We start from the raw sequence: 21802 nt of genomic DNA on the forward strand, positions 1-21802 counted from the left end.
CATGAAAAAGTACTTTCCTATAGTCGTGGCCGTTAGCCTGCTATTTTCCTGTAAGATGGAAAATCCGCCGGCAGCATTGATTTCCAGCAAACCGGTTTGGCAGTCGCAGGTGGACAGTCTGCTGCCACTGCTCGGGCACCGCAACTGGATCATCATTGCCGATCAGGCGTTTCCGTTACAGTCCTCCGCAGGTATGACCTACGTAAATACCGGCACTTCGCTGCCGGAAGCTGCACAGTATGTGATGGAACAGCTGGACAGTGCCCACCATGTAAATCCTATACTGTACCTCGACAGAGAACTCTCATTCGTACCCGGCGGCCCTGCCTACCGGGATACTTTACAGCAAATTTTCAAAGGGCAACCGGTTCAAACACTGCTGCATGATTCCGTATTTGCGAAGCTGGATAAAACCGCAGGGCTGTTTAAGGTAGTGGTATTAAAGACTACGACTACACTGGCTTATTCGTCCGTGTTTATTAACCTGGATTGTAAATATTGGAATGCGGAGAAGGAAGCGGCGCTGCGGGAAGCGATGAAAGGACAATAATTAATTTACCGGCATGGCCATCGGATGGCCATGCCGGTAAATCCTCTAAAACACCCCTCCCCAACATTGTTCCACTTTCCCTTGTATTATTAATTGAAAACAATTAACCTAAACGAATACCAGTATCATTTGCGAAATTTTAGTTAACTAGCGCCCGACCCGTTACTGTTATTTAGTTTTTTTAATCAGTCATTTAGTCATGATCAAAGCTTCATCAGACCCGGCGGACGTATTGTTGGATCAGCATTTGGAAAGGGATATACAATCAGCCATCGGGACAGCTTTTGTGCACCAGCAACACCCCGACCAGCTGATAGCCGCCATGAGCCGGCAGTTGCTTACAATATTTAAAGCGCATTACGAAAAAAGAATACAACAGCGCCAGCAGCCGGAGCAGGAAAATATTATTTTAAAGGGAGAGATGAAAGCACGCCGGCAGCCACCTGCACTTACCGGCATTACCCTACACCGCCAGATTAAAACCATTGATGAAAATGAGCGGGATCATATTATGGAAGTGCTCAGGAAAACGAAGGGGAAAATTGCAGGCGCAGGAGGAGCCGCACAGTTGCTGGGCGTACCTCCTACCACCTTACATTCAAAAATGAAAAAATTAGGTATTGCAAAGATGCATCACTAGTATCCTCTGAATACTTTCGCTATTCCCAATTTCTTCATGCGTGAGTTTAATGTGCTGGGCGGAATATCCATCAGCTCCGCGGCGCCACCAGGGCCTGCCACACGATTATTGCAGCGCCTGAGCATGGCCAGGATATAATCCCTTTCCATTTCAGCAAAGGTTTTTACGGCCGGTTCCGCCGATGCAGTAGTAGTGGCACCTTCCGGCCTGCAGGGCCCTGGTACTGCATCCAGCACGGCTGATTGCGACAGCAGCACCGTTCTTTCCACGAAATGCTGAAGCTCCCGCACATTTCCCGGCCAGGGGTACTCCACCAATTGATTCATGGCCCGGGCAGAAAAGCCGGTGATTAGCTTACCTGCTTTTTGTGCATAGTATTTGCAAAAATGGGTGGCCAGCAAGGGAATATCGGATTTACGTTCCCGCAGCGAGGGCAGGGTAACAGGGAATACATTCAGCCGGTAATACAGGTCCAGCCTGAATCGCCCGAGGGCAATCGCTTTTTCAAGATTCCTGTTGGTGGCCGCGATGATCCGTACATCAATTTTGATGGGGCCTTTGCCACCTATCCGTTCAATCTCTTTTTCCTGCAATACACGCAGCAATCTGACCTGCGTTTCCATTGGCATCTCCCCTATTTCATCCAGGAACAGCGTACCACCATGTGCCTGTTCAAATTTACCGATGCGCCTTTCCAGCGCGCCTGTAAACGCACCTTTCTCATGACCAAAGAGTTCTGACTCCACCAGGTTAGCCGGCAAAGCAGCGCTATTGACTTTTACAAACGGGCCATTAGCGCGGTTTGACAGACGGTGTACCGCCGTAGCCACCCCTTCTTTGCCCGTACCACTTTCCCCCATAATCAGCACGGAAGTATCCAGCGGTGCCACCACATCTATCTGCTCAAAAATTTCCTGCATGGCAGGTGTTTGTCCTATAATACCCTGGAAATTATTTTTATCGGGAGATGTAAGCGCAGCGGCGGATGGCGGTCTGCCGTTTTTCCCCGCTGCATCAATCGCTTCATTACATTGATTACGGTACCACGCTATGTCCAGTGTTACCAGGAGGTCCTTTTCCCGGAATGGTTTCACCAGGAAGCCGAATGGCCGGGTTACCCGTGCTGCTGCCAAAATTTGCTCGTCTGCATTGGCGGAAAGGTAAACAAAAGGAATGTTTCTTTCATTCAGAATGGCTGCCAGGTCGATACCCGTTTGATCCCCCTTCAGGAATATATCCAGTACTACCATGTCAGGTCTACAACGCTCCATGATCTCCAGGGCACGGAGCACCGTGCGTGCCACGCCCACTACATGATAGCCGGCAGCTTCCAGCGATTGACGGATATCTCCCGCTACTACCAGCTCATCTTCCACTATTAAAATTGAATGCATCATACCAGCTTTTCAGTTAACATATTTGTTTCATAACTGCGTATATCCTTCTCCGTTTCTTCCAGCGGAAAACGTACCTGCAAGCAAAGTCCGCTATCCTGGCTGATTTCCAGGTTGCCATCCAGCTGCTCTGTGAGCGTATGAATCAGGTTCATGCCCATGGACTTGCAATGTGCCAGGTCCATATCCGGCGGTAAGCCCACTCCATTATCCGCCACTTCCAGCAAGATTTCGTTTTCTTTTTCCTGCGCCAGTCGCACCCGGATTTCGCCGTAACGCCCATCAGGAAATGCATACTTAATAGCGTTGGTAATAGCTTCATTTAAGATCAGGCCGATAGGCACTGCCTGTGCTACATCCAGCTCCAGCTTTGCCACCTCCTTGATAAACCGGAGATTACCAGTTGAATCAAAACTCTGTCGCAAGTATTCCACCAGTTCCCCGATGTAAGCCTGCATATCAATACTGGCGAGGTTTTCCTGGCGGTAGAGCCGCTGGTGAATAATCGACATGGCAAACATGCGGTTCTGGCTCTGGCGGATAGCCTCTTTAGCACGGCCATTTTCCAGGTAGGTAGATTGCGTTTTGAGCAAACTAATTACAATCTGCAGGTTATTTTTTACGCGGTGGTGAATTTCTTTCAGCAGCCATTCTTTGTCGTGCAGGGTTTGCTGCAAGGTTTTATTCAGTTCTTCGAGGCGCTCTTTTTTATTGTCGATCAGTTGCTTTTGTTCAAGGAGGAGCTGATTGCTGCGCTGTTTAATTTTATAGCGGTTGTAAACGAGGATCAGCAACGCCAGCAGCATCAATACCCCCCCTATGAACACTTTCATGCGAAAATCGGCGGCCTGTAGCTCCCGGTCTTTTTTTTCCTGTTGCCTTTTTAGCTCCAGGATATTTTCATCCTTTTCCTCGGACTCAAATTCAATTTTGAGGCGGTTTACCTGCCTTAATTTAGCTTCACCGAGCAAGGAGTCCTTTATGTTTACGTAACGCCGGTAATACTGCATGCTTTTGGGGGAGAAGTGCATGGCAGAATCAGCCTGGAAGCGCAACAGGTTGGCTGAAGCTACTTCCTTGGGAAATTTGTTGCGGATGGCTATCATTTCCATGGAGTCAGCTGCCAGCATCATTTCTTTGTAACGGTGGTCAGCAAAGTATTGCTGGGCAGCAGCACCGTAATAGTATCGCTGCATACGGTGGTATACCGGCAGCGCGTAATGAATCTGATGCATTTTTTTCATTACAATCGAAGCACTGTCCAGCTTATGTAAACGCAGATAGGCTGTATGTATAATATGCAGGGGACCGATCATTTCAGGAGTCAGCGGAATTTCACCCAGTGTATTCACCTTCCACATAGCATCCAATGCAGAACGATAGTCGTGTAACCCATTCATAGAATTGGCATAATTGGACTGCAACAGGCGATAGCCGGAGGTGTCCCTGTATTTTTCAGCCAGCGTGGCGCCACGTTGAAAATAAACGGCTGCCTGCTTATAATCTTCCACCCGGAAGTAAGCTATACCTGCATGATTGTTTATCGTAATCCAGGCGGCGGTGGTATCACTACCGGGCTTGCCTGAACGAAGAGATAGCAGCGTGTATCGGAGGGCTTCCTGGTAGTCGCCCGCATCCGTATAAATGTTGCCCAGGAGGTTATAGGCTTGTAAGATATCTGTTATCCCCAGGGCTTTATATAAGCGTATAGCCTTAAGCACGCTGGCTATGGCGTCGTCCGCATTGTTATCGAGGGAGAGGCAGTCACCCAGATGTTCCAACGTTCTTGCCTGCATTTCCAAACGGCCTGTTTTACCGAAAAGGTCCGCTGCCTGCCTGTTGTATTTAATTTTCTCATCCAGTTCGTTGGAGATTTCATAGTTGCAGTAGCTGGCCCGTTCCACCAGGGCGTAGGCCCACTGTACATCCAGGTGATGCCGAGCAGCCCATTCTATTGACTTCTGCGCATATACTTTGCCCCTGGCCCTTTCCCCTTTTTCGCGGTAGCATTTGGATAGTAATGTGAGGCTGATCCCTGCAACGGTGGCATCTCCCAAATTTGCATTTAATTCCTTGCTCTGGTTAATCAGCAACAGGGCGGTATCCAGGTCATGAGCTGCTTCCCCTGGCCGGAGGATAAAACTGTCGGCTACAATTAACAACTGCAATGCCCTGGTGCCGGGATCATGGATGAACTTAAGCTGATGGAGTAATACCGGTAATGGCTCGCGTGCTTCATCCTGCCCGTAGGCCAGGTTACCACACAGCAAACAACATAAAAATAGTAGGTTCTTGTACATAGCAGATAAGAAATAGCCTACCAGCATATACATTTAATGTGCCGCATTACAACCCACTAACAATCAACGATATCCGAATAAAACACATATGTATATTGACGATATATCGTCAATCTCCGAAATTAATTGTCGATATTTCAACAATAGAAACGGCGGCAGCTTCCCTGCCACCGGATTTGGTTGTTAACACAAAGCCGAAAAAAGAAACCAATTTATGGAGAGATAGTTAATGAGCGTTTGCCGATAGTCCAAATAAACTTGTTATTTAGTCCAAATTAGAAAAGCGCCTACGGCGCTTTTCTAATTTGGATGGGATGGTGCTGTTGCACCACTCCATCCGGCATGTATGGGGACAATAAATGATTTTGGGGTATACAACTATTACTGTTTCGTCGCTTTTTTCTCAAATGCGTTGGATGCCTGATTAATCTTATTCCCGATAGCGTCAAAGGAATTGTTCATCTTATCGAGGGTGGACTGGATCTGAGGCTGCACCGTTACATCACCAGATTTTTCTTTGGTACGCAGGTCTATCAATGTTTTATAATCTTCGTCCGCAATTTTCTTATAGTTCTTCAACCCCTCTGACACTGCGGCTTTCAGGCCGGCATCATCAATAGATTCCATTTTATCAACGGTTTCAATGGATTTACTCAGGTGTTCGGACCATGATTTACGAACGTTTTCAGCTTTGGAATAATCCTGGCTGCTCATAGCGCCGTTCATGGCATTCATATCTTTTTCATTCTCGTTCATCACGGTCATCAGCTTATTGTTGTATTCCACCGGATCAGGCGCGCTGCCGCAACTTGCTACATTCATACTGATAAAGGCTGCGCCGAAAATGGCGAGGATGCTGTTTACTTTTTTCATTCTTTTCGAGTTTTTCATGATTGATATAGCAAAAGTAGTGAGCAGGGCAGGTTGGCGATATCCCTGAAATCAGCCATTTTTAATTCCTATACAATAGTAATTTTGCAGATAACTGATCAACACCGAGATATTTTGTACCGAATAATACTTACCATCACCTTCCTGACAGCAACGGTTTGTGCCCGGGCCCAGCTGCTGGCCGATTCGCTCAGGAATATTATTGTCCGAAAGGACCTCCCGCTGGAAATGCGCATCGACGCTACTGACCGGCTGGGGCAGGTCGTATTTTTTAATACCGGCTGGAAAGAAGGCCTGGACATCCTCCGGGAATCCATACAACTGGCTGCGCCCATGAAAGACGGCAGCTACAGGGCCCACACCTACGGCATGATGGCCGCCTCCTACTTCATCAGCGGGGATACTGAAGCCGCCTATAAACATTTTGACAGCGCCACCTATTACATCAGGCATTCTAACAGTAAGCTGATGAAAGGCTATGTGCTGTATATGAAAGGCTGGCTACAGGTGCGGTCACGACAGGAAACAGACGCCATTAAAACGCTCCAGGAGGCACTGGAAGTACTGGAAAAGGCCCCCGGCGGCCTTACCTACATACAGGCAGTATACTCAGAAATTGCCGGGGTTTACTTCAAATGGTACGACCTCGTAAACGTTGAAAAATATACGCGCCTCTCTCTCAATGCCGCCAACCAGCTGCACATCCTGGAAAAACTCATCAGTGCCAACCAGGAAAGAGGAGGCTACTTCATTAACCTGTACCGCGAAAATACCGAAAGAAAAGAGGCGCTGGACTCCGCACTGTTTTATATGCGGAAGTCGCTCCACCTGGCCAGGGCCAACCGGGAGCGACTGGTAACACCCAGCAATATTCCTTTTTCGGCCATCGGCATCGCCAATATTTTCCGGGAAAATATGCCCGCCACCGCTGCCAACAAGGACAGTGTGGACTATTACAACAACATCGCCCTGCAGGAAGGTAAGCTCACCAAACAGTTTGCGGTGGAAGCCGGCGTATACAACGAGCTGGCCTCCGAAGCCGCCAGACGCGGGGATTATCAATCGGCTGTTAACTACCTCAATGGCGCCATCCTCGTTAGCGCCAAAGATCCGCTGTTTGATAAATATAATTTGTCGCAGTCGCACCTGGGCCTCGCCGAATGCTACGAACAGCTGAAAGATACTGCCCAGGCCCTCCACAACTACAAACAATACATGACCCTGTACCAGGAACTGTTTGACGTGGAAAAAATGAACAAAGCCAAAGACCTGGAAGCAAAGTATGAAATGGCCAGAAAAGAAAAAGACCTGCTGCAAATGCGCCTCATTGCGGAGCAGCGCAACAAAGATCTGATACAGGCCCGCTACATTTCCGGACAAAAAGACCAGGCCCTGCTGGCCGCCAAATACGCGGCCAGCCTGCAGGAAAAAGCCCTCCTCAACGCCAAATATGAAACAGAACTAAAGCAACAGGCACTCAGCACCGCTAATTACAAAACATCACAACGGGAGCAGGAACTGAAAGTAATGAGCGAGCGATTTACGTATAACCGCAAGCTGAATAAAATTTATTCGGTGCTGACCATTGCACTATTCCTGGCGGCAGCATTCCTGTACTTCGCCTTTAAACAGCGCTCCAAAGCACTCCGGCAAAAGCAACAGCTCCACAATATGGAGCTGGATAAAATCAAACAGGAACACCGTATCTCCATGTTATCTGCCATGCTGGAAGGACAAGAGCAGGAACGTACCCGCCTCGCCCGCGATTTACACGATGGGTTGGGCGGCCTGCTGTCGGGTGTTAAAATTGAATTATCGGCACTGAATGCGCCTGAAACAACATCTCCCCAACAAAAAATAGTACATAAAACGCTCCGCCACCTCGACAATGCAGTGGACGAACTGCGCCGAATTGCACGTAGTATGATGCCGGAAGTACTGCTGACCTATGGCCTGGGAGAGGCCACCCGCGAGTATTGCAACGGACTGAAAAAATCAGGCGTGCCCGTTACCTGCCAGGTTTACCATTATCGTAATGAAATGAATCACGGCCGGCAGGTGACGCTGTACCGCATTATGCAGGAGCTGGTGAATAACGCCGTTAAACACGCCGGTGCCACACAAATACTCGTGCAATTACAACAAAGTGACCACCGCATCTTCCTGACAGTAGAAGATGATGGCAAAGGTTTTGACCAGTCGGAAATGGCTGCCCTGAAAGGCGCCGGGCTGGCAAACATCCAATCCCGCACCGAAATGCTGCAAGGCACCCTGGAAGTAACTTCTTCCCCTGGCACCGGTGCCTCTTTTACTGTGGAATGTGCTGTAAACTAAAAACGCCTTATGATAAAAGTAATATTGATAGACGACCATCCAATTGTAATGGAAGGACTTAAAAATCTGCTCGCCACCCGGGAAGAACTCACCGTAGCCGGCTGTTTCAGCAACGGCGCTGCCGGCCTGGAAGCCATCAACACGCTGGAACCGGATGTAGTACTGCTGGACATTAACCTGCCCGACATCAACGGTATCGACTTATGCAAACAGGTACGCAAGTACGATAAAGACGTGCGGATTATTGCACTGAGCGTGCACAACGAACGACCTGTGATCAAAAATATCCTCAACAGTGGTGCCAATGGCTACGTGCTGAAAAACTCCGTGGGAGAAGAAATCATCATGGCGATCAACGCTGCATTGAAAGGGGATACTTACCTCTGTAATGCCGCTCGGGAAATTGTGAGCCAGGTACAGGAAGGAGAACTAACAGATATTCCTAAAATCACGCGTCGCGAAAAAGAAATTATGGGGCTGGTGAGTAAAGGACTCACTACCGCGCAGATTGCGGAGCAACTGTTTATCAGTACGCATACAGTAGAGAGTCACCGTAAAAATCTCATTGAAAAATTTGACGTTACCACTATGACGGCGGTGATCAAACTGGCTACACAATACGGTTTGCTGTAATATATCGCAATAAAATAGCTGTTTTCAGGGAGAAAAACCCCTGGCCATCGGCCGTAGCTTTGTTAAATCAAATTTTAACAAACTAAAAAAAACAGCATGGACAGAAAAACCTTGGCCATCATTTCTTACCTCTCCATCATCGGATGGCTCATTGCATATTTTCAGTATAAGGATAAGCCTAAAGATCATTTTGTAAGCTACCATCTAAAGCAGGCATTAGGCATTGCGATTATCAGCATCTTACTCGGTGTAGCCATCAACGTGGTGGTGAGCCTGGTGCCGGCTTTATCAGTAGTAGTTTACGCTAATATAGCGATACTGATTCTCTGGATTATGGGGATCATCAATGCCTATAACGGACAAATGAAACCAGTGCCGGTAGCGGGTCCTATTTTCGAAGGCAAATTCAGCTTCCTCAATTCTTAACCCATTTCTGATTAACCACGAAAACCTTACACTATGCAAAGAATCGGATCATTTTTAGTAATCGTAGGCCTTTTATCCATTGTAGCTGGTTTCTTTAACCACGTGCCCAAGGTCCTGATCTGGATATATCAATGGGGCGAACCCACGGCGTGGGCCATTAAAATAGGCCTGATTGTAATAGGTGCTGTTTTGTATATCATGAGCAGTAAAAGTTCAGAAGAAGCAACGAAATAGTATATAGGATAAAAGTCCGGCTGCCAAAGGTAGCCGGACTTTTTGTATGATTTCGCCGGCTTGCGGGGCCGGATGATGGCTTTCCACCTGATTGGAGTTTCAATTTTCCATCGTAGTATATGAGGCTGACAAAAACGTGTAGCCGTTCCCAGGTAGGTGATAGGACCAGCGTGTGTTTACGCGGTCCTCAGCACCTTCATCTTCCTGTTTAGTCAGCCAGGAAGTACACCTTATCGTGGAGCGATTCGCTTAAGTTTAATATTACTGGACGTATTCAGGAATAACGGGTACAGCTCTACGCGCACGCTGCTGGCGTCCAGGCCAAATCCTTTTTCCTCTGAAAGGGTATAATCTTTCAGCCAGAAATAGAATTCCATGATCCAGCGTTCGAAGAAGGAAAGCTGATGCCCCTGGTTTAGATATGCTTCCATCACCACGAAGGTGAAGTCGCCGATGACGTGACGTTTTTCCAGGCTTTCGTAGCGGCTGGTGATGGTTACTTCGCGGCGGGCCACCAGGTCCTGCAGCGCTGTCCGGAAGAACAGGTCTATACGTGGCTGCACGCGGAATCCCAGTTTAAAATCGATTCTTATAATTTCGTTGGGCAGGTAGTGCGTTACTTCATATTCCGTGGTGTAAGGGTCATCTAACGTTTGCACATGTACGAACCAGTAGATGTCTGCCCGCTTGGGTTGTCGCCGGAAGATCGAATAAATGATCTTGTTATCGATTTCGCCTGGTGAATCGGCGGCGGTTAAGAATACGAGGTGTGTACTGGTTTTAGGCACCGCCGCATCATTGCTGAGTTCCCGCAGCATGGGCACATATGGTTCCAGCTTTACAAATTCGGCCAGCCTGTTTTTAATGCGTCTGGCTTTATAGCATACATACATTATCCAGAAGAGGCCACCAGCTACAATTAACGCTACGTAGCCACCGTGTGCAAATTTCACGAGGTTAGCAAACAGGAAGCTGCCTTCAATAGCAAGGTAAATGGCCAGGAACAGGTAGATCCATGCCGGCTTCACGCGTTTGATCACCAGGTAATTGGCAAACAACACCGTGGTGGCCAGCATACAGAGTGTAATGGCAAGTCCGTACGCGGCTTCCATGTTGGTGGATTTCCTGAAATACAACACAATCCCGCAGCAACCGAGATAGAGTAATACGTTGATCCCTGGCAAAAATAACTGTCCTTTTTGCGTGGTGGGGTAGTTTACTTTCATGCGTGGCCATAATCCCAGTCGCATTGCCTCACCGATGAGCGTAAAGGAGCCGCTCACCAGTGCCTGACTGGCAATAATGGCTGCGCTGGTAGCAATGATAATGCCTATGAGCAGAAACCAGTCCGGCATGATGGCATAAAACGGGTTAAAACCTGTTCGGATCAGTTCATCCGTTACCGTTTGCTGGTTCATGTTTACCAGCAGCCAGGCGCCCTGCCCAAGGTAGTTGAGAATCAGGCAGGTTTTCACCATTACCCACGACACGCGGATATTCCCCCGGCCGCAGTGGCCCAGGTCGGAATACAATGCTTCTGCCCCTGTGGTACACAGAAACACCCCTCCCAGAATCCAGAAACCCTGCGGATAGGTAAACAGCAGGTGCAGCCCGTAATAGGGATTAAAGGCCTTGAAAATGACCGGGTAATGCAGCAGGTTCATCACGCCGAGCGTGCCCAGCATCAGGAACCAGAGGGTCATAACAGGGCCGAATAAACGACCAATGGAGTGGGTGCCAAATTGCTGCAATAAAAACAGTACGGATAATATGCTCAGCACGATGATGACAATGGTGCCATCGGAGATCTCCCCGATGTTATTAATACCTCTTAACCCTTCTATGGCAGAGGTTACAGACATAGGAGGGGTAATCATCCCATCAGCCAGCAGTGAAGCTCCGCCTATCATTGCAGGAAATACCAGCCATTTGCGGCGGCGGCGCACAAGGGTGTACAGGGAAAAGATGCCGCCTTCTCCCCTGTTGTCCGCCTTCAGCGTAAGTACTACATATTTGATGGTCGTTTGCAGCGTAAGCGTCCAGATCACCAGTGATAAAGATCCCAGTACTACCGTTTCCGTTACCATCTTACCTTTCAGGATGGCATTGAGCACATACAGCGGGGACGTTCCGATGTCGCCGTAAATGATGCCTAATGCAATCAGCAATCCTGCTGCCGTTACTGATTTATGGTGTTGTGTACCCATGTAATTGTGGTATTCCGAATACAAAGATGCCACGATAATTACAATCGGGTGCGTTAATTGTTGAGCAGTGGCGGCAGTGCCATGCCGGGATCAGCCACGTGACCGACCCCGGCATGGGAGTTTAAAAATTACATCAGTACTTCAACAACTGTTACCGTACAAGTTTCTCTTTGCCAAAACGGGCTAAAAACCACATCAGTACTTCAGCAACACCACCCGGTCCGACACCTGTTTTCCCGTTACCTTGCCGAACTCGCTGTCAAAATCATAGTGAATACCACCATACACTCTTGAAATGCTGGCTTCATCTATCATTTGGTTAAAGTTACTGAAAGAGCGTGGGGCAAAGCCTTCCGGCACCTTCTGCTGGTCGGTGAAAGCGTAACTGCTGCCGAATTTTGCGGCCATCACATTGCCGGCGGCACTGGTAAAGGTGGCATGCCCGGAGGTATAGCTGGGGAATGGCGGTGTGCCGATCAGGGGCGACCATGTACTGTCGATCTGACTACGTATATACGTTACTGGTCGCAGCACATTGTAATGGAATTTGTACTTCCAGCATTTGATACCGCCATCATTCAGGCTGATGCCTACCTGCGCCAGCAGGTTAGCGGCGGCGCTGAGGCTGAGCTGATTATCCCCGATCAGCTGTGTGGCAATGGCAATCAGGTGCCCCGGAGGTGTAAAGGTACCCGCACCATCTGCCCAGTACAGCGCAATGTTTTTTTCTGCCGGCGTGCCAGCCACTCCTTTCTGGTATACCAGCCTGGCTGCCTTGTAAAAATTGCTGGCCGTATCAGTAGAATAAGCTACCGGAGGATAAGCCACCGCATCCGTCCAGTGAGGCTTCAGCATAGTACGGTTATTGCCCCAGTAAGGTAGCATGGCACGCTGAAAGGCAGGCGGTGTAGGCACCCACAGGCCAGGGCCGGCAGGTGGAATATAATCCGCCGGGAAATTGTTCAGGTAACCGTCTTTACCACCATCCGTGAGAGACCACTGGTAAATAAGCGTAGCTACCTGCTCGCCATACGCCACGGAACGGGCCATAACATCCGCACTGCAATTGTTGGCATAGGTTACTTTGTTGGTACTGTCCAACTGATTGATGAGCTGCAGATTTGCCGCACTCACATTCGGGAACAACTGCTTAATGATATAAGCCAGCGCACTGTTGGCAGCAATCGCCCAATTGTATTGCTTATACTTTGATGGCGGCGGCAATGGCGGTAAACCGTTTAGCTGCCCGCCCAAAGTTTGCGCATTTGCACTACGGCCCACCACGGCCTCGTGCAATGCAATACCCGTGTAGGCAATGGCCCTGGCGGATACCGGCGGGCTAAACCCCGGCGTTTCCCTGATCAGCTTTAATTCCAGGGTGTACCACGACAACGGTACATTTACTTCTCCATTAACTGTTTCCACCTGAACGGCAGCCACCGCAGGACTGGGAACCTGCTGTAGTGAGGCATCCTGCTTTTTACAGGCATACAGTACAAAAACAAGGAATAGTCCCGTGAAACGGGCCAACAAACAATTAGATCTCATTCTTTTTCTTTTAGTAGGTTACAAAATACAGGGTCAGAAAGTAGATATGGTTATTTTGGAATACAAAAATAGTAACCCACTACGCAGCCAATTGGCGTAGCGAAAAAAATGTCTCCCTAAAATAAAAATAAATTATGCCGATGGATCAGGCAGCACACGAATCACCACCTCGTCGATACGATGATGGTCCATTTTAGTCACCTCAAAACTCACCTTGTTCAGGATAATCTTCTCTCCCACCGCAGGTATATGTTTCAGCTTATCGATGATCAACCCTGCCACTGTATTATCTTCCCTTTCATATTCGTGTAACCAGTCGTAACCAAGGGTTTCCCGGATATAACTCAACTTCGTATAGCCGTAGGTTTGCCAGCTGCCCTCCGGCAGTTTTTTCAGGAACCGTTCGGAAATATTATAGCCTGGCAGGCTCCCGCCCATAAGGCCCGAAACAATATCATGGTAGGATATCATGCCTTCCAGCGCGCCGTATTCATCAATCACAATACCCATGTTGGTATTTTCATTTTTCATCTGCTGAAAAATATCGTACACCTCCTGGTTTACAGAGAGGAAAGAAACCGGTTGCACCATTTCCTGCACCTGTTTGTCGGGGTACAGAAAAAACTCTTTCACTCCCAGGGCTCCCAACATTTCCTTTTCGGCATTTATTACGGGAAAAGTGCGGTGAATACTGCTTTTGATCACATCCGTTATTTCCGCTCTCGACATATTGGTTCGCACCGCTGTAATCATAGTGGCGGGTGTCATAATATTTTCCGCCTTGAGGTCGTAAGTGGTAAACAGGTTTTTATGGAGAATAAATTCCCCCTTGTCAATAACCCCTTGTTTGTAGGCGGCGGTGAGCATGCCGCGTAAGTCGTTCTCCGTAATTTTTTCTTCCCGGATCGTATTGATGTTAAACAGGCCCAGGATAAATTTAGTGCTGGCCGTGAGTAGTTTAATAAAGGGATAAGTTATTTTAGAGAAGATGATCATAGAGGGGGTAATAAGAAAAGATACTTTCAGCGGATCCAGCAGGGCAAGGGTTTTCGGGATGAGCTCCCCGATCACGATTGTCAGATAGGTAATAGATCCTACCCCTATCACCAGTGCCGTCAGATGCGCCCAGGAAGTGTGCATCCCCCAGGCAATGAAGCGTGGTTCCAGCATGGCTGCCATCAGATCGCCCCCATAGAGCCCTTCGAGGATACCTACCAATGTAATGCCTACCTGCACGGCGCTTAGAAACTCGTCAGGGTCACTTATCAGTTCCAGCACGCGCGCTGCTTTTTTATTGCCTTTGTCGACCTGTTGCTGTAAGATGGATTTGTCGATAGAAATCAATCCTATCTCTGCCATAGAAAAATAAAAATTGAAAGCAATCAGGATGAGGATGATCAGGATGGAAATCATATGCAATCGGGTTCTGATTGCACTAACAACCAGTGCAACCTATTGTTTAGCTTGTAATAAAGGGTTTGGGGAGATGAATACCCGCTATGGCTTTGTTTTGTCCAGGATATTTTGCCACACCAGCCGGGCCAGTTGCTCCTGTTCCACCGTTTTTAAACGTTGTTTCAGCGTTACTTCCCCATTTTCATTAAACTCCAGGTGTTCGGGAATGAAATCCGGTACCGGGTCCGCATCTGCCACGGGATCCACCTGATAAGTAGTGCTGTTGGCCTTATGATCCACTTTTACGTGAAAACTGTAAGGTTTATTGTCGATGTATACGGTAATATCAGTAATTTCCATTTTGATTTTTAGGAAACCTGACACAACACCCGTACCAGGAAAACGAAAAAAGGGTTGGCTGGCACAAACAACCATGCTCTTCTGTTCGTTTACCTGATTAAAAGTCTGTCTTCACCAATTATTAATATTTATTATGGAAAAAGATTTTGACATGGTCGTTATCGGCTCCGGACCCGGAGGTTACGTTGCCGCTATACGCGCCGCACAGCTGGGTTACAAAACAGCTATCGTTGAAAAATACGACGTGCTGGGCGGTACCTGTACCAATGTAGGCTGTATTCCCTCCAAGGCTATGCTCGACAGTAGTGAAAGTTATTACGCCATTCTTCACAAGGGACCTAAGCAGGGCATTTTTGCCGACAACATTAAAGTGGATTTCGCTAAAATGGTAAACCGTAACCGCGAGGTAGTGAAATCCAATACCGAAGGCCTCACCTACCTGATGAAAAAAAATAAGATCACTGTTTTCACCGGGAAAGGCAGCTTCGTCAATAACACCACCATCAAAATAAGTGGCAAGGAAGAAAAGACGGTTACTTCCAAATACTTCATTATCGCTACCGGCTCTAAACCCGCTACGTTGCCGGGAATCACAATCGACAAAAAACGTATCATCACTTCCACGGAAGCTTTATATCTCTCCGAACAGCCAAAAGCCATGGTGATAGTAGGCGGAGGCGTGATAGGCGTGGAAATGGCCTCCGCGTATAGCCGCATAGGTACACAGGTAACGGTGGTGGAATATGCTGACAGCCTGATACCTACTATGGATAAGGAGTTAGGTAAAGAATTGCAGAAAGTACTGACCAAACAGGGCATTGACATCCGTACCAGCTGTAAAGTGCAGACGGTGACTACCGATGGCAACAGCGTATCGCTGAAATACCTGGATACAGCGGGTAAAGAGCAGACCATTGCCGCCGATTACTGTCTGATGGCCGTTGGCCGCCGACCATATACCGAAGGGCTGGGACTGGAAAACGTAAAAGTAAAGCTGGATAACAAAGGCCGCGTAGAAGTGGACGACAAGCTGCGCACCGGCGAAGAAAATATCTATGCACTCGGGGATGTGATCCGTGGCGCCATGCTGGCGCACAAAGCAGAAGATGAAGCCATCGCCATCCTCGATAACATCCAGGGACACACGCATAAAATCGACTACCTGCGCATTCCTAACGTAGTGTACACCTGGCCGGAAGTAGCTGCCGTAGGTTATACCGAAGAGCAACTAAAAGAAGCCGGCATCCCTTACAATAAAGGGAAATTTCCTTTCCTTGCCAGTGGTCGCGCAAGAGCTTCGGACGACCTGGATGGATTTTCCAAAGTGCTCGTGGATCCGAAATATGGGGAAGTGCTGGGCGTACATATCATTGGTGCCCGCGCGGCAGACATCATTGCCCAGGGCGTAATGGCACAGGAATTTGAACTGACCGGTGCTGAACTGGGCAAGATCTCCTATGCGCATCCTACTTTCTCCGAAACAATGAAAGATGCTTACCTCGCTGCCACCGGCAGGGGAGCCATCAATATTTAGGTGTGAAAACATCCTTCTCTTTTTTATAACTCCTGCAGTAATTACTTTTACGGCAGGAGTTATTATTTTATGACAGAGAAGGCCTTGATTGATAAGAAAAAATTGTTGGAACGCTGGGAAGTAAAGGGCGGCTGGACTTACATTTCCTTACCGGAAATCCCTAAGGACCCACGCCAGCACTTTGGCATGCGCAAAGTACGTGGTACCATTGACGGCCATGAGCTACCGGTATGTAACCTGATGCCGGTAAAAGGCAGCCATATGATGTTGCCGGTAAATGCCACTATTCGTAAAAAAATCAAGAAGGAGGCCGGTGCCACCGTACACCTGATCCTGTTTGCAGCAGGCGAAAACATAATGGATGTAGCCACACAGGATTTTATTGACTGCCTGCATGATGAGCCGGCGGCGCTGGCGGCTTATAACACGATGTCACCGGCTGAACAGAAAAAATGCCTGCAATGGCTGATGGAGATTACGGTGACGGACACGCGGATTCAGCGCATGGCGGACGCGATTAATCACCTGGCAGCAGGCAGAACTTACCTTGGTAATAAAAAGTAAATTATTGTTCATGAAAGAGGGGGCGGCCAATGGCCGTCCCCTCTTCCTATTTATGGCAATATCGTATATACGTACACGTTAAAATAGTCATAGCTGGGAGCCAGACGGTGTCTTAAAATTTTGAGGTTGCTTCCAATCCTTTTCCCTACAAGCAACGCGAAAAATAGCAAGGTCGCCGGTCCCAGTATGACCATTAAGTTGATTGTGAATAAAAAATACGGGGATGGCTGCTACTTTGGATTGCCTGGAAATATAGTTACTAAAACAACACCGGTTAATTACAAAAGGTTTAAATGAATGAAAAATAATGTTTTATCACTGGTGTTGGAACGCATAGGCAATGGTTTGCAGCAGGAGGTCCATGTTATCAGTGGGCAGGCATCCCCAGCCGGCGGAGTTATTGGGGGCAAGCCGTGACTGACAGAATAGTGCTGCTACCGCTGGCGCTGCGATATGGATCAGCTCCGTTGCCTGGATGGCGAGTGCGATAGCGGTCACTACTTCTCTGGCCTGTAATGGGCCGGGGTTACTGGTGAGTAGTTTTTCTGTTTTAGTGAGATGTTGATCCAGCAGGGGGTGATGTCCTTTTTCCGCCTGGAAGTATTGGAGCAGTGCGGTAAGCGATGCCGGCTCTTTTTCCATGGCACGGAGTACGTCCAGGGCCTGCACATTACCGGAACCTTCCCAGATGGCATTTACCGGCACGTCGCGGTAGAGTCGCGGCAGGATGGATTCTTCCACATAACCGTTGCCGCCCAGGCATTCAATAATTTCTGCCAGTGCCAGTACAGCGCGCTTCGTGTTCCAGTATTTGGCTACGGGAGTGGCTATACGAATAAAGTGGTTAGATTGCTCGTCCTGCAGGGCGTCATCAAAGCCTTTGGCGATACGCATAGCGAGTACGGTGGCGCCGATGGATTCCAGTGCGAGGTCGGCCAGTACATTCCGCATCAGGGGTTGATTTAGCAGCGTGGCCCCAAATGCCTGGCGGTAACTGCAATGGTGTACCGCTTCGGCGAGGGCGCGTTGCATAGTAGCCGCTGAGCCTACGGCGCAGTCGAGCCGGGTATGCCTTACCATCTCCATAATATTTACCACTCCTCTCCCTTCCTCTCCTACCAGCTGGGCCCAGGCACCATGGAACTCTACTTCACCGGAGGCGTTGGACCTGTTGCCCAGTTTATCTTTGAGCCGCTGGAAGTACAGCTTGTTTTTTACACCGTCCGGAGTAAACCGGGGCACGAGGAAGCAGCTGAGCCCTCCGCTGGTTTGCGCCAGCACTAAAAAGGCATCGCTCATGGGAGCGCTGCAGAACCATTTACGACCTGTTAAATAATAGATGCCACCGCCGGCGGGTGCGGCAATGGTAGTATTGGTGCGTACATCGCTGCCGCCCTGTGGCTCCGTCATGGCCATGCCGAAGGTGAGCCCGTTTTTATCGTACCAGGGAATATGGCGGGGATCATATTTGTCAGACAGTGCCAGCGGCAGCCAGGCATCGGCGATTTCAGGGTTGATGCGTAACGACGGTACCACGGCAAATGTCATCGTCAGCGGGCAGCTGGTACCTTCGTCTATCTGTTGTTTGAGGTAGGAGAGCACGCTGTGAGCGAGGTAGCCACCGTATTTATTGGCGGACCATGCGATGGAATGCACGCCGGCATTGATGCTAACGTCCATCATCTCATGATAGGCCGGGTGAAACTCTACTATATCGAGGCGATTACCAAAGCGATCATGGGTTCTAAGTACCGGGGTGTGCTTATTGGCAAGGAAGCCGGCCTGTTGCATCCCACTGCTGCCCATGGCGGCACCGAACTTTACCGCCTGCGGGTGAATCCAGTCCGCTCCGTAGGCATGCGCTGCATCTTTCAGTATCCTGTTGCTGGTAAAGGAATTATAATCTTCCAGCACAGGGGGCTGGTTATGGCTGCTGTAAAAATCGAAATCGGCTTCCTGCATGGGGTGTTGTTTTGGATGGCTAAAATTAAGCTATTCCGTTGAGTAAAGGTCGGCAGCTTTCCTGGTTTTCTCCGCAATACGGTTACGCAACCGCGCTGGCTCCAGCACCTCCATACCATTTCCAAAACCGAGGATTTCCCGTTCCAGTTCCAGGTTAGTTATAACCAATAATTCTATTATCATTCTGTCTTGCGCCATTTCAATAATACGCTGGCTGGGATGCAGTGGTTTGGTGGCCACATAAGGTACATGTTCACCTGTAACGGCAATGCGCACACGATTTGGGCGGAGTTTCATTACAGTGGGGCCTATAACATGCTGATAATAAGTTTGCGGCGTATAGTCGCTTTCGTTAGGGTAATATAATTTCTCCTTATTAGCCTTTACTGCTACGATGCGATCCAGCGCCAGAGTGGTAGGCTCTTCATTTCTGCCTTTGGCGCCTACTACAAACCAACGGTTCTTAAACTCTTTCAGCCACCAGCCATGGAGGTCCAATGGTGTGGGTTCCAGTGCCTTAAAGGACTGATAGGAAATTTCCAGTACCATGCCATTTACAATAGCTTCATATATAGTATTGAGGTGTTCCAACCCTTTCAGGTTTTCATTTTTTTCAAAATCGATGATCGTCTGCTTATCATGGCCAGACGCATACACGTGGCCTTCAAGTTTCTGCACCACCCCGTTGAGGTGTTCGAAGTGTGTAAAGCCTTTGAACTGCTTGAGCACTTCCACGGCCTCTGTCATCCGGGTGAGGTCAGCATCACTCAAAGGGATATTTGTAATGCTGTAGTCAGGGTCCTCATACATATAGTATTTCTTTTCCACGATGATAATGGGGGCATTATAGCCCAGTTTATCACTGCGCATCATTTGTATATCCGCCTGAATGGTACGGCGACTGATACCTTTTTCCATGCCTTCATAATCGTAAAGGGTATCGGACACTTTCTCGATAAGATCAGCTAAAGTCCAGCGCCGGCGGCGATTTCGGAGGCATGCATCAATCGTTTTATAGCGTATAAGGGCGTTCCTGTTGACCGGCATTTCAAATAAATTTCTGGAAAAATAGAAAAAAAATTTAACTGCGCAAAAACACTGCGCACATGCGCATGCATCTTTGTACAGTCAATCACACAGTAAAACACAAACGATATGAAATTCAATTTTAAACGCAAGCAGCAACCGGTAATCACCAACCACGAAGGAGCAAAAGCATATGCCATGACTCCTGAGATGGAGCTTTACAGCACCGTGGTAACGGCTTCACTGAGCGATCAGTTCTACGAAGGCAGCACAGAGAAACTGGATCGTATCCGTTTGCTGATGACTAAAACCGATCCTGCATTTATTGCACGACTGGCAGTATATGCCCGTGAAAAAATGTACCTGCGAAGTGTACCAATGGTACTGGCGGTGGAACTGGCCAAACAGCATACTGGTGATGGTTTGGTAGGTAAAATGGTAGGTCGCGTGGTACAGCGCGCAGATGAGATAACAGAACTTCTGGCCTACTACACCCTGGCAAATGGCCGTACAGCAACCAAACAACTGCATAAGCTGAGCAAGCAGGTGCAGAAAGGACTGTCTGTTGCCTTCAACAAATTTGACGAATACCAGTTTGCAAAATATGACCGTAAAACTGCGATCACCCTGCGTGACGCCCTGTTTATGGTGCACCCTAAAGCAAAAGATGAATCGCAGCAGTTGCTGTTCAATAAAATAGCAAAACAGGAGCTGGCCGTGCCTTATACCTGGGAAACTGAGCTGTCGGCCGCAGGGCAGTATAAATACGAATCGCCACTGGCCAAAGACCTCGCTTTCAAAGCCATCTGGGAACAGTTGATCGAAAGTGGTCAGCTGGGTTACATGGCCATGATGCGTAACCTGCGTAATATGTTGCAGGCAGATATCAGTGCAGCACATATACAAAAGGTATGTGACCTGTTGAGTGATGCGGATGCGGTAAAACGTGCAAAACAACTGCCCTTCCGTTTCCTGGCGGCCTACCGCGAGTTACCAGTTCATGGTGCTGCCGCAAAAATCGGAGAAGCGCTGGAAAAAGCCTTGCAGGCAAGCATTCATAACATGAGAGGTTTTGATGGTAACACCAAAATCGTGATCGCCTGCGACGTTTCCGGGTCCATGCAGCAGCCGGTATCTGCGAAAAGCAAAGTACTGGCCTATGATATAGGACTGATGCTGGGTATGCTGTTGCAACATAAATGCGACAACGTTATTGCCGGTATGTTCGGAGATACGTGGAAAGTCATCAACATGCCAGGTAAAAACATCCTGTCCAATGTGAAAGAATTCTACCAACGCGAAGGCGAAGTAGGATACAGCACTAACGGACACGAGGTGTTGCGCGATCTGATCAAACGAGGATACAAAGCCGATAAGCTGATGTTCTTCTCTGACCTGCAAATGTGGAACTCCAATACAAATCGTACTGCTGACTCCTTCCGCCAGGCGTGGGCAGACTATAAAACAAAAGTGGCGCCGGACGCAAAATTGTACCTCTTCGATTTGCAGGGGTATGGTCAGGCACCACTGAACATCCTGGAAAACGATGTATATCTGATTGCAGGATGGAGCGACAAAGTATTTGACGTGCTGGAAGCCCTTGAAAAAGGACAGGATGCATTGAGCAAAATACGTGAAGTGGCTTTGTAGTTGTCCGGTTTGTTGACCCTTATAAATATTTTGATCATTGCAGGTGCCGTAGTTTCGGGATACTTCGTAGGGATCCGGCGGTTGCGGGTGCAAGTCCTGCTCATGTGCAAACATGGTAGCTCAATGTAGAGTACCGGAATGAAAAGCCCTGGAA

At 48.5% G+C, this 21802-nt stretch carries 18 protein-coding genes; 9 read left to right on the forward strand and 9 right to left on the reverse strand.

Annotated features, from left to right (window positions below; all coding sequences use genetic code 11):
* Position 1: 1 nt before the first annotated feature.
* Together BUB18_RS11890 and BUB18_RS28980 are read left to right on the forward strand one after the other, a co-directional pair.
* Entirely contained in the window at positions 2–550 is a 549-nt protein-coding gene (locus tag BUB18_RS11890) for a hypothetical protein (RefSeq protein WP_073081006.1), read from the forward strand.
* Positions 551–749: 199 nt separating this feature from the next.
* Entirely contained in the window at positions 750–1190 is a 441-nt protein-coding gene (locus tag BUB18_RS28980; protein WP_083549817.1) for a helix-turn-helix domain-containing protein, read from the forward strand.
* Here BUB18_RS28980 and BUB18_RS11900 read toward each other — a convergent pair.
* The 3 genes from BUB18_RS11900 to BUB18_RS11910 form a co-directional block, all read right to left on the reverse strand.
* Positions 1187–2587: a sigma-54-dependent transcriptional regulator gene (locus BUB18_RS11900; protein ID WP_073081008.1), complete on the reverse strand. Its 1401-nt coding sequence runs from the start codon at positions 2585–2587 to the stop codon at positions 1187–1189. The genes BUB18_RS28980 and BUB18_RS11900 overlap by 4 nt on opposite strands.
* On the reverse strand, positions 2584–4884 hold the full coding sequence (locus BUB18_RS11905) for a histidine kinase dimerization/phosphoacceptor domain -containing protein (protein WP_178372126.1): 2301 nt from the start codon (positions 4882–4884) through the stop codon (positions 2584–2586). Before BUB18_RS11905 ends, BUB18_RS11900 begins: the two co-directional genes overlap by 4 nt.
* A gap of 381 nt (positions 4885–5265) precedes the next feature.
* Entirely contained in the window at positions 5266–5757 is a 492-nt protein-coding gene (locus BUB18_RS11910; RefSeq protein ID WP_073081012.1) for an LIC11966 family surface protein, read from the reverse strand.
* Positions 5758–5889: 132 nt separating this feature from the next.
* Here BUB18_RS11910 and BUB18_RS11915 point away from each other — a divergent pair, with 132 nt between their 5' ends.
* The 4 genes from BUB18_RS11915 to BUB18_RS11930 all read left to right on the forward strand — a co-directional run bounded on the left by BUB18_RS11915 (position 5890) and on the right by BUB18_RS11930 (position 9402).
* A complete protein-coding gene (locus BUB18_RS11915) occupies positions 5890–8109 on the forward strand; it encodes an ATP-binding protein (RefSeq protein ID WP_143159916.1) in 2220 nt (739 codons plus the stop codon).
* Positions 8110–8118: 9 nt separating this feature from the next.
* A complete protein-coding gene (locus tag BUB18_RS11920; protein WP_073081016.1) occupies positions 8119–8742 on the forward strand; it encodes a response regulator in 624 nt (207 codons plus the stop codon).
* Positions 8743–8838: 96 nt separating this feature from the next.
* Complete coding sequence (locus tag BUB18_RS11925) at positions 8839–9168, forward strand: DUF4870 domain-containing protein (protein WP_073081018.1); 330 nt, start codon at positions 8839–8841, stop codon at positions 9166–9168.
* Positions 9169–9201: 33 nt separating this feature from the next.
* Positions 9202–9402 carry a hypothetical protein gene (locus BUB18_RS11930; protein ID WP_073081020.1) on the forward strand — a complete coding sequence of 67 codons (201 nt, stop codon included), beginning with the start codon at positions 9202–9204 and terminating at the stop codon, positions 9400–9402.
* Between the two features lie 230 nt (positions 9403–9632).
* Here the strand turns inward: BUB18_RS11930 and BUB18_RS11935 are convergent, their stop codons facing one another.
* From BUB18_RS11935 to BUB18_RS11950, 4 genes are all read right to left on the reverse strand, one after another.
* On the reverse strand, positions 9633–11609 hold the full coding sequence (locus BUB18_RS11935; RefSeq protein ID WP_073081022.1) for a KUP/HAK/KT family potassium transporter: 1977 nt from the start codon (positions 11607–11609) through the stop codon (positions 9633–9635).
* A gap of 195 nt (positions 11610–11804) precedes the next feature.
* Complete coding sequence (locus BUB18_RS11940) at positions 11805–13157, reverse strand: vanadium-dependent haloperoxidase (RefSeq protein WP_073081024.1); 1353 nt, start codon at positions 13155–13157, stop codon at positions 11805–11807.
* A gap of 132 nt (positions 13158–13289) precedes the next feature.
* Positions 13290–14570 carry a hemolysin family protein gene (locus BUB18_RS11945; RefSeq protein WP_073081026.1) on the reverse strand — a complete coding sequence of 427 codons (1281 nt, stop codon included), beginning with the start codon at positions 14568–14570 and terminating at the stop codon, positions 13290–13292.
* 84 nt (positions 14571–14654) lie between these two features.
* Complete coding sequence (locus BUB18_RS11950) at positions 14655–14912, reverse strand: hypothetical protein (RefSeq protein WP_143159917.1); 258 nt, start codon at positions 14910–14912, stop codon at positions 14655–14657.
* A gap of 133 nt (positions 14913–15045) precedes the next feature.
* Between BUB18_RS11950 and lpdA the strand changes: the two genes are divergently transcribed.
* Together lpdA and BUB18_RS11960 are read left to right on the forward strand one after the other, a co-directional pair.
* A complete protein-coding gene (lpdA, locus tag BUB18_RS11955) occupies positions 15046–16446 on the forward strand; it encodes a dihydrolipoyl dehydrogenase (RefSeq protein ID WP_073081030.1) in 1401 nt (466 codons plus the stop codon).
* Positions 16447–16515: 69 nt separating this feature from the next.
* Positions 16516–17010, forward strand: a complete 495-nt coding sequence (locus tag BUB18_RS11960; protein ID WP_073081032.1) for a YdeI/OmpD-associated family protein — start codon at positions 16516–16518, stop codon at positions 17008–17010.
* A 315-nt stretch (positions 17011–17325) separates the two neighbouring features.
* On the opposite strand, the gene BUB18_RS11965 is transcribed toward BUB18_RS11960, so the two are convergent.
* On the reverse strand, positions 17326–18972 hold the full coding sequence (locus BUB18_RS11965; RefSeq protein ID WP_073081034.1) for an acyl-CoA dehydrogenase family protein: 1647 nt from the start codon (positions 18970–18972) through the stop codon (positions 17326–17328).
* 30 nt (positions 18973–19002) lie between these two features.
* Positions 19003–20019, reverse strand: coding sequence for a helix-turn-helix transcriptional regulator (locus tag BUB18_RS11970; protein WP_073081036.1), 1017 nt, complete (start codon positions 20017–20019; stop codon positions 19003–19005).
* A 108-nt stretch (positions 20020–20127) separates the two neighbouring features.
* Between BUB18_RS11970 and BUB18_RS11975 the strand changes: the two genes are divergently transcribed.
* A complete protein-coding gene (locus BUB18_RS11975) occupies positions 20128–21648 on the forward strand; it encodes a TROVE domain-containing protein (RefSeq protein WP_073081038.1) in 1521 nt (506 codons plus the stop codon).
* Positions 21649–21802 lie beyond the last annotated feature (154 nt).

Source organism: Chitinophaga jiangningensis, from assembly GCF_900142605.1.
Lineage (GTDB): Bacteria > Bacteroidota > Bacteroidia > Chitinophagales > Chitinophagaceae > Chitinophaga > Chitinophaga jiangningensis.